The organism is Mycobacterium sp. Panama NTM2 (genome assembly GCF_054355555.1).
This window is the reverse complement of record NZ_CM135953.1, coordinates 3,761,365-3,774,240: the sequence shown is the minus strand read 5'-3', so window position 1 is coordinate 3,774,240 and position 12,876 is coordinate 3,761,365. Positions and strand designations below refer to the sequence as shown.

The following is a 12,876-nucleotide window of genomic DNA, read 5'->3' as shown; positions in this document are numbered from 1 at the left end:
CGGGAACCCTAACCTTCCGCCGCCGCATCCGGTCCATCCTGTTCGACATTCCCCCGCACACCTGGACTCCCGCCGAAGCCAGTCGAGTCCTCCGAGTCCTCCACGAGATCCGGGAGGACCGACGTCGTCTCCGGAACGTGGTGTACCTCCGGGGCCGGCAAGCTTAGATCGCCTTCGTCGTAATCGCGGTCCTTTACGAACGGCACTGCGTGGGCGTGCAGAGACTGAGACAGCCGGGCGTGCTCGGCCCTCAACTGGTTTTCGTCCGTAAAGAATTCCTGCAACACGGGGCGCGCTCGCTTGCCGGCATTGCTGCTCAGGATTTGCTCAGTCAGGATGTCGAGTACCTCAAGAAGTAGCTCGACGATGATCCGTTGGTGCGCGGCGTCAGAGTCATCCTGCCGGCTCCGCTTGGCCGCGTCACGCAGTGTCTTCCAGGAGAGGGAGGCCAGGGCGACAGGGTCCGGTCGACGGTCTGCTCGTTGGCTCTGGCTAACCGTTCCGCTGCCCAGTCTCTCGTCGTCGACGGGAGTCGGCTCGCCTCCCTCGAGAACGATGGAGGCGCTTCCCTCTGCCCAGAGCAGGCCGGCGTCGATCTTTTTCAGCGTGTCGTTAACGCCTCGTGAGGGTCGCCATTCTCCGCGTTCGATCTGCGATTGAAGTGTGTCGGAGGGTCCGCCGCGCTTGGCGACAGCGGTCTGAGACCAACCGCGGCTAGTTCGACGCGCAAGAACGCGTTTTCCGAGGCGCTGCCAGTCGGGATTCACGAGGCCAACAATGCCGAAAAAGTTCGGCAAACAAAAGCTCAGTTCGGCAAACAGAGGGATATAGCGCCCCACCTGCACGAGAACTTACACGGCTGTCTTTCAGCACGTCTCGGCAATGTTTGCCCGTAAGTTGCTTGCCAATCCGCCATGTTTGCCCTACTGTTGGCGGCATGGCCAAACTACCCGCAACTCAACGCGGCAAGTACGCCAATCAAAGGCAAAAGGTGACGGCGCCGGTCGTCACGACAGCGACTCTCCGCAAGGCGCTCGGCATCACGCTTCAAGATGTCTGCGACCACATCAACGGAGAGTTCGACTTCCCCAAGCCGGTCGAGCGGGGGACCATCTCCGCGATAGAGAACGGCCACCGCGGCGCGAGCGCGCAGATGCTGGCCGCCATCGCCAGCGCGCTGGGCATCCCGGTCGAAGCGATCGACACCCAGTACTCCCCGCGTAGAAGCGGCGCAGTAGTGACGCAGGTGCCGGCATGACTCTCAGCGAACCCGCAGTCAGCGTCGTGATCGAGCCCGAGTTTCTCGATAAAGCCACCACCTGCCAGGTGCTCGGCGGTATCTCTCACGACCGCCTCGAAGTGTTGATGCGAGCCGGAGAAATCACCCCGAAAGTGATTGGTTCCCGCGTCGTTTTTCCGGTCGAAGAAGTTCGTCGGTTTGCCCGCGAATGCAAGTCCTGGGAGCCGAAGCGATGACCCGCGCCGAGACTCACGTCCTCTACCGGATCTTCAACGACGCCGATGACCTGCTGTACGTGGGCATCACCAACAACCCGTCAAGCCGGTTCAGCGACCACCGCGGCAAGCCGTGGTGGCAGTGGGTCGCCAAGATCACCGTCGAGCACCACGCCTCGCGTGAGGAACTACGGGAAGCCGAAGCGGCCGCCATCCGCGACGAGCACCCCTGGTTCAACGGACTGTCCGCGACGCAGATCGACGACATCGTGAACTTCGATGCCGACGGAAACTATTTCGGCGAGGTTTTTGACGCCGCTCTCTCCCAGATGCGCATCGAACGCGCTGCGGGGTCGGAACTTCCCCAGTACTTGAAGCGCGCCGCCGAGCGATTGGCCCGCGCATGACTTCCGGGGCCAAGGTCAAATCGCCGACCATCCTCGCCTCCCGCCTGCGTTGGATTCGTGAAGACGCCGGCCTGAACCAGAAGCAATTCGCGACCCGCCTCTGGACCGGCGCCAACCGAATCTCCGATTACGAGACCGGAATCCGCGAACCCGGCCTCCACATGCTTCGCCGTTACGCCGCGTTTGCTGGCGTGACGCTCTCAGAACTCCTGGACGGCATCGACCACCAGGCCACGAACCCCCTGCTGTCGCGACCCCCCGGCGGAGGCAGGGCGCCCGCACCCCACCTCCCCCCGCGGGGTGCGGGCAACCAACTCCCCACGAAATGAGAAACCCGCACCCCTGCGACGGGTGCGGGCCAACTCAGACAGCGGAACACACTGAAAGGAAATCCCGTGTCAGCACCCAGCATAGGTGAAGACCTCTTCACCACCGAGCAGCGCGACGACAGGCTCTGGTTCAAGGTCGACGGCAACACCGTCGCGATCGCGTCACCGCTCAACATGGATGTGCCCGGCTTCTACAAAGCCTGGCAGGTGTCGCTGTTCGATCCATTCGGCGGTGACGCCTCCGCGATCGCAAGCGACGAAGAGGGTGCTCGCGAACTCGCCGAACTGTTCGCGCGCACCGCCGCCCGGGCGGTGAACCGATGAGCCTCGTGATCGCGCGCCGCGTCGTGTGGGCCGTCGCCGCCGCATCCGCCGGCTGGGCCGGCCACGCCTACTGGACGCTCCACCTCGTCCAACTGCTCGTCGCATTCGGCATCTTCGTCATCTGCCTGCCCGTCGACCGCGCCATCTACCACGAACAGCGCGCACGACAGACATGGTCACCCTTCGGGCCGGTCCAGAAGTTCGGACTCAGCGAAGACGCCATGCACCGTCTCTCGCCGAATGCAGCCCGGGCGGCCGACCGCCTCGACGACCTCGGCCGCGCTCGCGACCGGTGGGGCACCTATCTCATCGCCGCGATGCCTCTGCTCATCATTCCCGTCGGACTGTTCGCCCCTGCACCCGACGCACACGCGAACCCGTTCCAGGACTACGGATTCCTTTCCACCCTCGACGAGTACGGCGTGTACTACAGCAGCGACGGCGCCGCGATCGCCGCCGGCCTGTCCGTCTGCTCCCAACTCGACAACGAGTCGACGTTCACCGATGTCGTCCGCGGCTTCATGCGCGCCGGCTGGGAACGCCACGACGCCGCGACTCTGACCGCCGCAGCGATTGGCGCCTACTGCCCGAGCTACATCCCCGCCACCGACACCGCAGCCACAAGCAACGGGACGGTGCTGCGGTGAACGTCGACAAGACCCGCTGCCGCACCGGCGAGTGCATCCGCCCGAAATGTCTCGGCGTTGTCCACCACCGCGGACTCTGCGCCGCCCACTACGTGCACTGGCGCGAAGCAAACCCCGTGCTGGATCCCGCGCCAGCGCGCGAACACATCAAGCAGCTCCGCGACGCCGGGCTCACATGGCGGCACATCAGCAATCTGTCCACCATCCCGGCGCGCACTCTGCACGAAATCGCCAACGGCAGCCGCCAATTCATCACCGCGCCCACCGCGCGCTGCGTCCTCGGCGTGACCGTGCCGGACATCCCGTACTACAAGGTCGACGACCGCAGCCGCGTTCCCGTCATCGGCACAGCCCGCCGACTGCAGGCACTCATCGCCATCGGCTACACCAGCGAGCAGGTCGCGTCAATGCTCGACTACGACCCGCACCACTTCGCGAAAGTGCTTCACGGCAAGAAGCCGTCCGTGGAAGCTGCCACCGCCCGCGCCGCAGCGGAACTGTTCGAACGCCTGAAGAACACCCCGGCACCCGACAGCTACGGCGGTCGCCGTGCCCGCCTCCGCGCCCAGAGGCTCGGGTGGGCCCTCCCGCTCGCCTGGGACGAAGGCGCCATCGACGACCCAAACGCCACCGTCGAACGGTACGCACCGACCCGCGTCAAGTTCATCGAACGGTATTGCGAGCTGGTCGATCTCGGCTACACCGACGAGCAGATCGCCGACAAGCTCGGCTACACGATCGAGACGCTCGAACGGATGCTGTACCAGCGCGGCTACCGGCCCCGCCGCGTCGTCACCCCCACCGAACGGGCAGCGTCATGACCGCGCTCCTGGCGTTCTTCTGCGACCGCTGCGGCCGCCCCTTCGAAACCGCTCGCATCCGCCTCGTCTGCCCGCCCTGCCTCTACGCCACCCACCCTCTCCGCGTCCTACTCGGCGCAACACGACCAGGAGTCCCCGCGTGACCGACATCGTCTTCATGGATATCGAAACGCTCGGCCTACACCCCGATGCGCCGATCTGGGAATTCGCCGCCATCCGACGCACACCGGAAGGCCGAGAGACTGCCTATCACTTCTTCATCGACCACTACCCGCTGCCGTGGTACGACAGCCTGCCTGAACAGTTTCAGCAGGACTACCGCGACCGGTACCGCCCGTCCGAAGCGTTAACCCGTTGGCAGGCAGCGAATCAAGTCATCGAAGCCACCAGCGGAGCCCACGTGGTCGGCGCAGTCCCCAGTTTCGACGCTCTCCGCCTGTCGAAGCTCCTGAACCAGACCGGGGTGCTTATGCCACCCGGTGCAGACGATCCGTGGCACTACCACCTCGTCGACATCGAGAACGTCATCGTGGGATACCTCGTCGGCGTGGGTAAGGAGGCAGTCAACGACGGACGACTGCCGGAGCTGGACCTAACCCTTATCGCGCCGCCGTGGTCGTCAGACGAACTGTCCAGCGCGGTCGGTGTCCCCGCCGACGAATTTGAGCGGCACACCGCGATGGGCGACGTGCTCTGGGTGAAGGCCCAGTGGGATGCAGTGATGGGCGGTCCTCGTGTCTGAGCAGCCGTGTCTTCCGTTCGGTCAGACGATCGCCGACCGGTTCGAACAGTTCGACAAAGAGAACCCGCATGTCTACGGCCTGCTGATCAAGCTGGCCCGCCAGTGGATTGAGCAGACCGGGCGCCGAAAGATCGGTATCGGTGCGCTATTTGAGCGTGCTCGTTGGGAGATCGCGATACAGACGAAAACACCGGACTTCAAGCTCAACAACGATTTTCGCGCGTTTTATGCCCGGCTCATCATGGCGGAGAACGAAGACCTCGACGACATCTTCGACCTCCGCCGATCCGAAGCCGACCAATGGATCAACGACCACCTACGAGCCGCGTCATGACCACCGCGCTGCAACCCGAATCGGTCGTCATTCCGAAGACACTGCTCATCCCGCTCGGTGACATCACCGCGGCCCTGACCGCATACCGGCGGCGGTCCGGCCGCACCCAAGACGCCGTCGCGCACCGCGCCGGCCGCTACCGGAAGTGGGTGTCCGAGTTCGAACGCGAAGTGTTCGCACCCACCCTGACCCGTCTGCTGGCCCACGCCAACGCGCTCGGCGTCGACGTCCACATCATCCTCACCCCGAAGGCGCGCTGACATGCACGATCAGATCAACCCCGGCCACTACAAAGGCTTCTCCAACGGCGCCGAAGTCATCGACATCGTCGAACGCTTGAACTTCAACCGCGGCAACGCAATCAAATACATCGCCCGCGCCGGCCGCAAAGAAGGCGCCGAAACCCTGACCGACCTCTACAAGGCCATGTGGTACCTCGACCGCGAGATCAACCGCATCATCGACGACGGCAAAGAAGCCTCACCGGAAGCCGTCGCAGGAGTTCGAGACCAGCAGCAGGTCGGCTCGTGACCGCCGCGCTGCAGCACTGCGAGGTGTGCCCACCCGGCCGCCGCCAGCAGGTCGGCGAGTCCGCGCTGTGGATGCCGACCGCCGATGCATGGCTGTGCGCGGCGTGCCGCTCCGACGCCGGTCTCGGTGACACCCCATACATCCCGGGTGTGTGGCGTCGCGGCCAGAAGGGATGGATAGCACCCGGCACACCCGAGCACCGCGCCGTGATCTCCCCGTCGAAGGTGCCCGCGATCCTGCGGCTGTCCCGCTGGGAATCTCAGTACCGGCTGTTCCACCGCATGACCGGGCAGGTCGCCGAAGAACCACCATCCGACGCGTTCGACGTCGGCCACGACCTCGAGGCATACGCCGCGAACCGGTGGCGCCGCAAGAACCCCGGCTGGCGCCTCTCCGCCGGCGAAGTCCAGTTCGTCATCGACCCCAACCGCTTCGGCTTCCCGCTCGTCGTCACCCTCGACCGGCGCGCGAACCGCGGCCGCGCGCAGCGTGTCGTCGAGCTGAAGCGCGCACTCACCATGTCCGACCTCGAGCAGTGGGGAGACGATTTCACCGGCGACCTCCCCGAGGACTACGCCGCCCAAGTGTCGGCGCAGATGGCGTTCACCGGCCTCACGAAGTACGACGGCCATCTCTGCGCGATCGGCCCCTACTACCAGGATCGCGTCTACGACATCCCACACGATCCGCTCGTCGCCGAATGGATCACCACAGAGTGCCGCGACTTCTGGGACGCGCTGCTGACCGGTCGCACACCGGAACTCGACGACAGCGTGGCCACGTACGAGTGTGTCCGTGAACTACACCCTGATATCGACGGCAGCACCGCCGAAGTCGACCCCGACCTCGCGATCGCGGTGCACAACGCCAGCTCGGACCACAAGGACGCTGAGAAGCGCCTCCGCGGACTCAAGACGCAACTGCTCGACGCCATGGGCAACGCCCAGTACGCCGAGTTCAACGGCATCAAGGTCGCGACTCGATCACCGCATGCCCGCGGCAGTGTCGCGCTCAACCTGTCCCGCACCCATCCCGCCGTCACCGCCGCCAAGAAGGGAACCGCCGCATGACCGAAACCATGACCGCCGAGCAGACCACCGATACCGACTGGTCCCACGCCACCGACCCGCAGCCGGCGCAGAACCTGCCCGCCGCGGTCGACCCGGCGCAGCAGGTGCGGGAATTCAGCCTCGCCGTGCGCCGCATGCTCGGCCTCGAGGACGCATCCGACGGCGAAATCGAACTGTTCTTCCACGTCTGCCAGAAATCCGGCCTGGACCCCTTCAACAAAGAGGTCTACATGATTGGCCGCAACACCGAAGTGGCGCACTGGGAACCGGTCAACCCCGCTGAGCCGGACGGCCAGAAGCGCAAGGTGATGCGCTGGGTCACGAAATACACCATCCAGACGTCGATCAACGGCTTCCGGAAGAAGGCCCGCGAGATCGCCGACCAGAAGGGCGTCGAGTACCGGCAAGACGACCCGCTGTGGTGCGGCGAAGACGGCGTCTGGAAAGAGGTCTGGACCGAGGCGAAGTCACCCGTCGCCGCGAAGTTCGTGGTGTACCGCGACAGACACCGATACCCGTTCATCGCGCACTTCTCCGAATTCGTGCAGACGAACCGCGACGGCGGCCCGAACAGCATGTGGAAGAAGATGCCGTGCAACCAGATCCGCAAGTGCGCGGAAGCCGGCGCGATCCAGGCTGCGTTCCCCGACGAGCTCGGCGGCTTGCTGCTTGACGACGCGGTCCAGAACGAACCCGTCGTCATCGACGAGGACGGCAACGCGCAACCCGAGCAGAAGACCCGCCAAGGCGGCCGCGGCGTCGGCGGACTGCGCGATCGCGCGAAGCAGAAGACCACCACTGCCGCCGCGCCGCCGGACGACGTGGTCGAAGGGGAGGTGGTCGAACCGACGGCGCCGGCGGACACCGAACCGCAGCGCGAACCCGAGCCGACTCCGAAGCGGGAGCGCACCAAGGTCGGCCAAGCCGCCGAACGGCGCCTCTTCACGCTGCTCGGCAAGCTCGACCCGCCACTCGACCGCGAAGACCGCATCCTGCTCTACCGACAGATGCTCGACAATCCGAACATCAACTCCACCAACGACATCGAGAGCACCGACATCGGGAAACTCTGCGACCAGCTCTACAAATGGTCCGAGTTCGGCGGCACCGTCCTCGAGGACCGCGTCCGCGACGCCATCAACGCAGCCACCATCGCCGCCGAAAACCAGGGGAACCAGTCATGAAACCCACTATCCTCATCGAACTGTTGAAGATGCCCGGCATCCGCCGTTTCCCCGGCCGGAAGCCCGAACAGCCCTGGCGCTACCTCGTTTCCGACGCCGGAAACCACGAACCCTTCGAACGGCCCACTGAACGGTACAGCGAGGAACGCGGTGCCCTTTCCGCGATCGAACAGGTCCACGGCCCCGACGCCACCGTCGTACTCCGCCGCGAAGGACACCCCGACCGAGTACTCCGCCAGCCCTACCCCTTCCCCATAGGCGACACCACCATCATCGGCCCGCAGTGCTTCGCCGCCAACGACGGGTCGGTCCTCAACTGGGAAGGCCGGAACTACATCCTGCAACCCGACACGCCGAACCTGCTCGACGCCACCGAGACCTTCATGGAACTCGCCAAGCAGCTCGAAACCGTCGGCTTCCCCGAACCCGGATCAGCACTCCGGGAGCTCCGCCAGAAGCTGCTACGCGAGGAATTCGACGAGTACCGCGTCGGTGAGGCGCGCAGCGATCTGCTCGAGGTCGTCGACGGCCTGCTCGACGTCATCGTCATCGCGTGGGGCAGCTTGCTCGCGTACGTCGGCCCGGACAAGGCGAAAGCCGCGGCCGCCGAGGTCGCTCGCTCGAACCTCGCCAAGGTCATCGGCGAAGGACTGCCGTTGTTCCGCGAAGACGGCAAGGTCATCAAACCCGAAGGGTGGCAGCCGCCCGACATCGCCGGGGCGATCGCGTGAGCGCCTGGTTCGTGTCCGCTGACAACACCGTCACCGGCCCACTCCACCGCCGATGGGCAGCACCGAGTCACCGCACAGCCATGAACTTCGCCCACACCATGGCCAGCCTCGACCTGATGCTCGCAAGCATCCACCAGCCCGGCGCGCGGCCACACCTCCGCGCCGTACCCCCACCACCCCCGCCGCCGCGACGCCGCCACTACGGCTTCGGACCCGCAGCGAGCACGCGATGAGCAGCGGGCTCGGCATCGGCGGCCACCAATCGGCACGCATGCGCACCGATACCTGGCTCACACCCCGCCACATTCTCGACGCACTCGGCCCCTTCGACCTCGACCCCTGCTCAGCACCCGACCCCACACTCTGGCCCACCGCCGCGCAACACATCACCCTCCCACGCGACGGACTCGCCGAACCCTGGCACGGCCGCGTCTGGCTCAATCCCCCGTACGGGCAAGAAGCCTGGGCATGGCTCGAACGTCTCTCGCTCCACGGCCGAGGCACCGCACTCATCTTCGCCCGCACCGAGGTCGCAGGCTTCGTCCGCCAAGTCTGGGAAGCCGCAGACGCCGTCCTGTTTCTCCACGGCCGGCTCCACTTCCACCATGCCAACGGCGAACGTGCCGCGGCTAACTCAGGCGCCCCCTCCTGCCTCGTCGCCTACGGCGCCGACGACGCCCACCGGCTCGCCGCATCACAGCTCGCAGGGACATACGTGACCGGATGGAGAGCTGCAGCATGACCGCGCCAGCCCCCGACTACATCGAGTGCAACACCTGCCGCCGCATGTTCCCCGACACCGACGGCACCCGCGTATGCCCCTCCGGACACGAGAACGCATGGGCGACAGACGAAGACGAGCACACCGAACACCTGAACGGAGTCACGTGGTGAACAACCGCCAGATCGCCTTACTCGCCGCCGGCGCCTGCTACGGCGGAGTCACAGCGGTCGGCAGCAGGGGAGACGTCATCATCTCGGCCGCCGAGAAGTTGCTCGTGTGGCTCGACGCGGAAGAGCCCGCTGATGCCTGACGCAACCCGCGGCATGAGCCGTATCGGCTCAACCCTTCCGGGTGGCAGTCCAATCGACCGCATCTTATCGACCGCCGACCGCGTCACCGCCCAGCGCCAAGCCATTGACGCCATCCGCGACCTTCACGCACACGCACCCCTGGGCACACCCGCCGGCGTCTGCCACCACTGCAACACCGAGTGGCCATGCCCAACTATCGCCACCCTCGAGCGCCATCACATATAACCCACCGATGAAAGGAAAACCGTTGTCCGACAACAACCCCCCGCAGGAGTTCGCCAGCATCCTGCTCGCATGCGAGAAGGGCCTGGTCCACGACAAGGCGTCCGAGCTGCTCCGCGAAGCAGTCGCCGCCGTCAAGGACCAGGGCAAGCCCGCCGAGATCAACATTCGTATGAAGATCACCCCCGTCAAGAACAACACCGCGGTCGTGCAGATCGAAGCCAACCCCACCGCCAAAATCCCGCAGGCGCCCCGCCGACCCGCCATCTTCTACACCGACGACGACGGCGGCCTCCACCGCAACGACCCCACCCAACGCGAATTCGACTACGGCACCAACACCGCAACCGACGGCAAGAGCGCCGCCGCCGGCCGCGACTGACCACACCCCACCACCGAAAGGCACACGCCACCCATGGCCACCACACCCGACGCAGCAGTCCTCGGCACCGTCGAACACACCGGACTCCCCAGCATGATGATCTCGTCCGAACACGCACCACACCCCGCCGACATCATCGACACCGAACTCCCGCACCGGCGCCACGCCGTCGCCGTCACCGAAGAGAAGGGGCTGCAGGTCGTCGTCATCGAAGACGAAGACCTCCGCGCCAACCCACACCGCGCCGAAGGCACCCGCACCGTCACCGACCTCGCATCGTTCCTCGCCGAACTCGAACGACGCCCCCTCGACCAGTACACCGGCACACTCTGGGGCAACGCCGAACGCGGCCAACTCACCGCCATCTACAACGACCACGAAGGCAGCGACAACACCGCAGAAATCGGCAAAGACGACCGCGCCGCCGGCTGGCGCGACGACAAACTGACGCTCCAACTCAAACAGGATCCCGACTGGCTCGCCTGGCACAAGATCAGCGGAGAAGCGTTCCGACAAGAAAAGTTCGGCGACATCGTCGAAGAACTCCTGCACACCGTCGTCAGACCCGACCAGGCCGACCTGCTCGAGATCATCGACTCCGTCCGCGCATCGAGCAAGGGCGAATTCGAGTCCAGCATCACCCGCGCCAACGGCGCGCAGCGCGTCACCTACAACACCGAGATCAACGCGAAAGCCGGTCGCACCGGGCAGCTCGAGGTGCCACAGCTGATTACCCTCCGGCTGCGCCCGTGGGAAGGCCACGCCACCGACTACGAGGTGGACGCCTACTTCCGGCTCAATATCAACCAGGGCGCGCTGGCCCTCACGATCAAGCTCAAGCCGACCCGCGTCATCGTCCGACAGGCATGGGAAGAGATCACCGCCGGCGTTACCGCAGCAGTCGGCAGGCCGGTCTACGCCCAGCCCTGACCCGGTGGGTGTCGGCGTCAAGCCGCGGCGTCGACACCCACCCACACCCGAACAGAACGGACACCCATGAGCGCCACCACCGCCATCGAATGGACGGACCGGACGTGGAACCCATTGTCCGGCTGCACGAAAGTCAGCCCCGGCTGCAACAACTGCTACGCCGAAACCATCGCCCGCCGCTTCGCCGGCACAAAGGCATACCCCAACGGCTTCGACGTCACCTTGCGTCCCGAACGCCTCAACGAACCACTGCGCTGGCGCAAACCCGCCATGGTGTTCGTCAACTCGATGTCCGATCTGTTCCACGACGACGTGTCCGATGACTACATCGCGCAGGTCTTCGGCGTCATGGCCGCATCACCGCGGCACACATTCCAGGTGCTCACCAAACGTCACGGCCGCATGCGATCGTTGCTGAACTCCTACACCTTCTGGATGAGCGTCTGCTACTACGAGCGGAAGATCGCCCTCGCTCAAGGATTCACCGGAGACGGACCCCACATCGGCGTAAACAACCCGTTGCCGAACGTATGGCTCGGCGTAAGCGTAGAAAACCAGCGGTGGGCCGACATCCGCATCCCCGCACTGCTCGGCACACCGGCAGCTGTCCGATTCATCTCAGCTGAACCACTTCTCGGGCATATTGACCTGTACCGCCACCTGGTCGGGTTGCAGAGCAAAATGCTGCACTGGGTGATCGTGGGCGGCGAATCCGGGCACCGTGCCCGCCCGATGAACCCGCGCTGGGTCCGCGGCCTCCGCGACCAATGCACCACCGCCGATGTCGCGTTCTTCTTCAAACAGTGGGGGGAATGGGGACCGGCACCCTGGTCCGTAACCCCCCAACAGCCCGGCGAATTCACCCTCGACTACAAGCGCCGCGCCGAAGCCGACGGCGCCTCTCACGCCTTCACCGGCGGCCTCTACAACGACCTCGACGGCTACGTCATCGAGCACTTCATGGAACTCAGCCACAGACCATGGTCCGTCGAACGCGCGCCCGACGCCCCTTCGATGGCCGAAGGCATGAAGCGGTGGGGCAAGAAAGCCGCCGGTCGTGAACTCGACGGCCGCACCTGGGACCAGTACCCCGAGGCGGTGACCGTCTGATGGCCGAGCCTCGCGTCGTCGAATACGAGCACTACCACCACGCCTCTGACCTGTTCCGCGCGCCCGAGCAGACGGCGAACGGGTGCTGCTACGGCGCCGCGGTCTACGACGGTGAGAAATGCACATGCTGGGAGCCGATCCTCGAGCCCGTACCGACGCCCGAGGTGCAAGAAGGCCCCATGCCGGTGAACACGCGGCGCTGCGGCGACTGCGCGTACCGCCGCGATAGCCCTGAGCGCGCGCAGCGCGACGGCGACACCATGCCCTACATCCCGGGCGGCGTGTTCCTCTGCCACGTCGGTATGCCCCGCGCGGTCGCCTACGAGCACCCGTGCGGTGAGCGCCGCGAGACACCGCCCGGCACGCGGTACGACGACTACCGTCCCATTGAGCGCGGCGACCGGGCATGGCAGGCAGACGGCCGCCCAGCTGTCGTGTGCGCCGGCTGGGCGGCCGACGACCGCGCCTACCAGACGGCGCAGCAGATCCGCGGTGACTCCACCAACCACGACAGAAAACGCAGCAGCGCAGAGGCAGCACCCCATGGGTAGCACCGAGCAGCAGAAAGCCGCTTATCGCGACGGCCGCTGCGTCGACTGCCGAAAAGCCGAACACTCCGCCG

Annotated in this window: 22 protein-coding genes; 21 read left to right on the top strand and 1 reads right to left on the bottom strand. The window is 65.6% G+C overall.

Going from position 1 to position 12,876, the window contains the following annotated elements; genetic code table 11:
- Positions 1-8: 8 nt before the first annotated feature.
- Positions 9-839, bottom strand: coding sequence for a helix-turn-helix domain-containing protein (locus ACXYX3_RS17930; RefSeq protein ID WP_458608469.1), 831 nt, complete (start codon positions 837-839; stop codon positions 9-11).
- A gap of 98 nt (positions 840-937) precedes the next feature.
- On the opposite strand from ACXYX3_RS17930, the gene ACXYX3_RS17925 reads away from it, so the two are divergent.
- The 21 genes from ACXYX3_RS17925 to ACXYX3_RS17825 all read left to right on the top strand — a co-directional run bounded on the left by ACXYX3_RS17925 (position 938) and on the right by ACXYX3_RS17825 (position 12,805).
- Complete coding sequence (locus ACXYX3_RS17925) at positions 938-1,258, top strand: helix-turn-helix domain-containing protein (protein WP_458608468.1); 321 nt, start codon at positions 938-940, stop codon at positions 1,256-1,258.
- The gene (locus ACXYX3_RS17920) at positions 1,255-1,476 is read left to right on the top strand and encodes a hypothetical protein (protein WP_458608467.1); all 222 of its coding nucleotides are present in this window, start codon (positions 1,255-1,257) and stop codon (positions 1,474-1,476) included. Before ACXYX3_RS17925 ends, ACXYX3_RS17920 begins: the two co-directional genes overlap by 4 nt.
- The gene (locus ACXYX3_RS17915; protein WP_458608466.1) at positions 1,473-1,862 is read left to right on the top strand and encodes a GIY-YIG nuclease family protein; all 390 of its coding nucleotides are present in this window, start codon (positions 1,473-1,475) and stop codon (positions 1,860-1,862) included. The genes ACXYX3_RS17920 and ACXYX3_RS17915 overlap by 4 nt, the downstream gene beginning before the upstream one ends.
- A complete protein-coding gene (locus ACXYX3_RS17910; protein WP_458608465.1) occupies positions 1,859-2,191 on the top strand; it encodes a helix-turn-helix domain-containing protein in 333 nt (110 codons plus the stop codon). Before ACXYX3_RS17915 ends, ACXYX3_RS17910 begins: the two co-directional genes overlap by 4 nt.
- Positions 2,192-2,257: 66 nt before the next feature.
- Entirely contained in the window at positions 2,258-2,515 is a 258-nt protein-coding gene (locus ACXYX3_RS17905; RefSeq protein WP_458608464.1) for a hypothetical protein, read from the top strand.
- Positions 2,512-3,162 carry a DUF732 domain-containing protein gene (locus ACXYX3_RS17900; protein WP_458608463.1) on the top strand — a complete coding sequence of 217 codons (651 nt, stop codon included), beginning with the start codon at positions 2,512-2,514 and terminating at the stop codon, positions 3,160-3,162. Before ACXYX3_RS17905 ends, ACXYX3_RS17900 begins: the two co-directional genes overlap by 4 nt.
- Positions 3,159-3,983: a hypothetical protein gene (locus ACXYX3_RS17895; protein WP_458608462.1), complete on the top strand. Its 825-nt coding sequence runs from the start codon at positions 3,159-3,161 to the stop codon at positions 3,981-3,983. Before ACXYX3_RS17900 ends, ACXYX3_RS17895 begins: the two co-directional genes overlap by 4 nt.
- A 139-nt stretch (positions 3,984-4,122) precedes the next feature.
- A complete protein-coding gene (locus ACXYX3_RS17890; RefSeq protein WP_458608461.1) occupies positions 4,123-4,725 on the top strand; it encodes a hypothetical protein in 603 nt (200 codons plus the stop codon).
- Positions 4,718-5,059: a hypothetical protein gene (locus ACXYX3_RS17885; protein ID WP_458608460.1), complete on the top strand. Its 342-nt coding sequence runs from the start codon at positions 4,718-4,720 to the stop codon at positions 5,057-5,059. The genes ACXYX3_RS17890 and ACXYX3_RS17885 overlap by 8 nt, the downstream gene beginning before the upstream one ends.
- Positions 5,056-5,319: a helix-turn-helix domain-containing protein gene (locus tag ACXYX3_RS17880; protein ID WP_458608459.1), complete on the top strand. Its 264-nt coding sequence runs from the start codon at positions 5,056-5,058 to the stop codon at positions 5,317-5,319. Before ACXYX3_RS17885 ends, ACXYX3_RS17880 begins: the two co-directional genes overlap by 4 nt.
- Before the next feature lies 1 nt (position 5,320).
- Positions 5,321-5,590: a DUF3310 domain-containing protein gene (locus ACXYX3_RS17875; protein ID WP_458608458.1), complete on the top strand. Its 270-nt coding sequence runs from the start codon at positions 5,321-5,323 to the stop codon at positions 5,588-5,590.
- Positions 5,587-6,660, top strand: coding sequence for a YqaJ viral recombinase family protein (locus ACXYX3_RS17870; RefSeq protein ID WP_458608457.1), 1,074 nt, complete (start codon positions 5,587-5,589; stop codon positions 6,658-6,660). The genes ACXYX3_RS17875 and ACXYX3_RS17870 overlap by 4 nt, the downstream gene beginning before the upstream one ends.
- Positions 6,657-7,844 (top strand): phage recombination protein Bet, encoded by a 1,188-nt coding sequence (gene bet / locus ACXYX3_RS17865; RefSeq protein ID WP_458608455.1) that lies wholly within the window; start codon positions 6,657-6,659, stop codon positions 7,842-7,844. The genes ACXYX3_RS17870 and bet overlap by 4 nt, the downstream gene beginning before the upstream one ends.
- Positions 7,841-8,575, top strand: coding sequence for a hypothetical protein (locus ACXYX3_RS17860; protein ID WP_458608454.1), 735 nt, complete (start codon positions 7,841-7,843; stop codon positions 8,573-8,575). The genes bet and ACXYX3_RS17860 overlap by 4 nt, the downstream gene beginning before the upstream one ends.
- Positions 8,576-8,804: 229 nt before the next feature.
- Positions 8,805-9,317, top strand: a complete 513-nt coding sequence (locus ACXYX3_RS17855; RefSeq protein WP_458608453.1) for a DNA N-6-adenine-methyltransferase — start codon at positions 8,805-8,807, stop codon at positions 9,315-9,317.
- Positions 9,314-9,469, top strand: a complete 156-nt coding sequence (locus ACXYX3_RS17850; protein ID WP_458608452.1) for a hypothetical protein — start codon at positions 9,314-9,316, stop codon at positions 9,467-9,469. The genes ACXYX3_RS17855 and ACXYX3_RS17850 overlap by 4 nt, the downstream gene beginning before the upstream one ends.
- Positions 9,466-9,609 (top strand): hypothetical protein, encoded by a 144-nt coding sequence (locus tag ACXYX3_RS17845; RefSeq protein WP_458608451.1) that lies wholly within the window; start codon positions 9,466-9,468, stop codon positions 9,607-9,609. Before ACXYX3_RS17850 ends, ACXYX3_RS17845 begins: the two co-directional genes overlap by 4 nt.
- A 233-nt stretch (positions 9,610-9,842) precedes the next feature.
- On the top strand, positions 9,843-10,214 hold the full coding sequence (locus ACXYX3_RS17840; RefSeq protein ID WP_458608450.1) for a hypothetical protein: 372 nt from the start codon (positions 9,843-9,845) through the stop codon (positions 10,212-10,214).
- A 33-nt stretch (positions 10,215-10,247) separates the two neighbouring features.
- Positions 10,248-11,144 (top strand): DUF2303 family protein, encoded by an 897-nt coding sequence (locus ACXYX3_RS17835; RefSeq protein WP_458608449.1) that lies wholly within the window; start codon positions 10,248-10,250, stop codon positions 11,142-11,144.
- Between the two features lie 66 nt (positions 11,145-11,210).
- Positions 11,211-12,254 (top strand): DUF5131 family protein, encoded by a 1,044-nt coding sequence (locus tag ACXYX3_RS17830; protein ID WP_458608448.1) that lies wholly within the window; start codon positions 11,211-11,213, stop codon positions 12,252-12,254.
- On the top strand, positions 12,254-12,805 hold the full coding sequence (locus tag ACXYX3_RS17825) for a hypothetical protein (RefSeq protein WP_458608447.1): 552 nt from the start codon (positions 12,254-12,256) through the stop codon (positions 12,803-12,805). The genes ACXYX3_RS17830 and ACXYX3_RS17825 overlap by 1 nt, the downstream gene beginning before the upstream one ends.
- Positions 12,806-12,876: the final 71 nt, after the last annotated feature.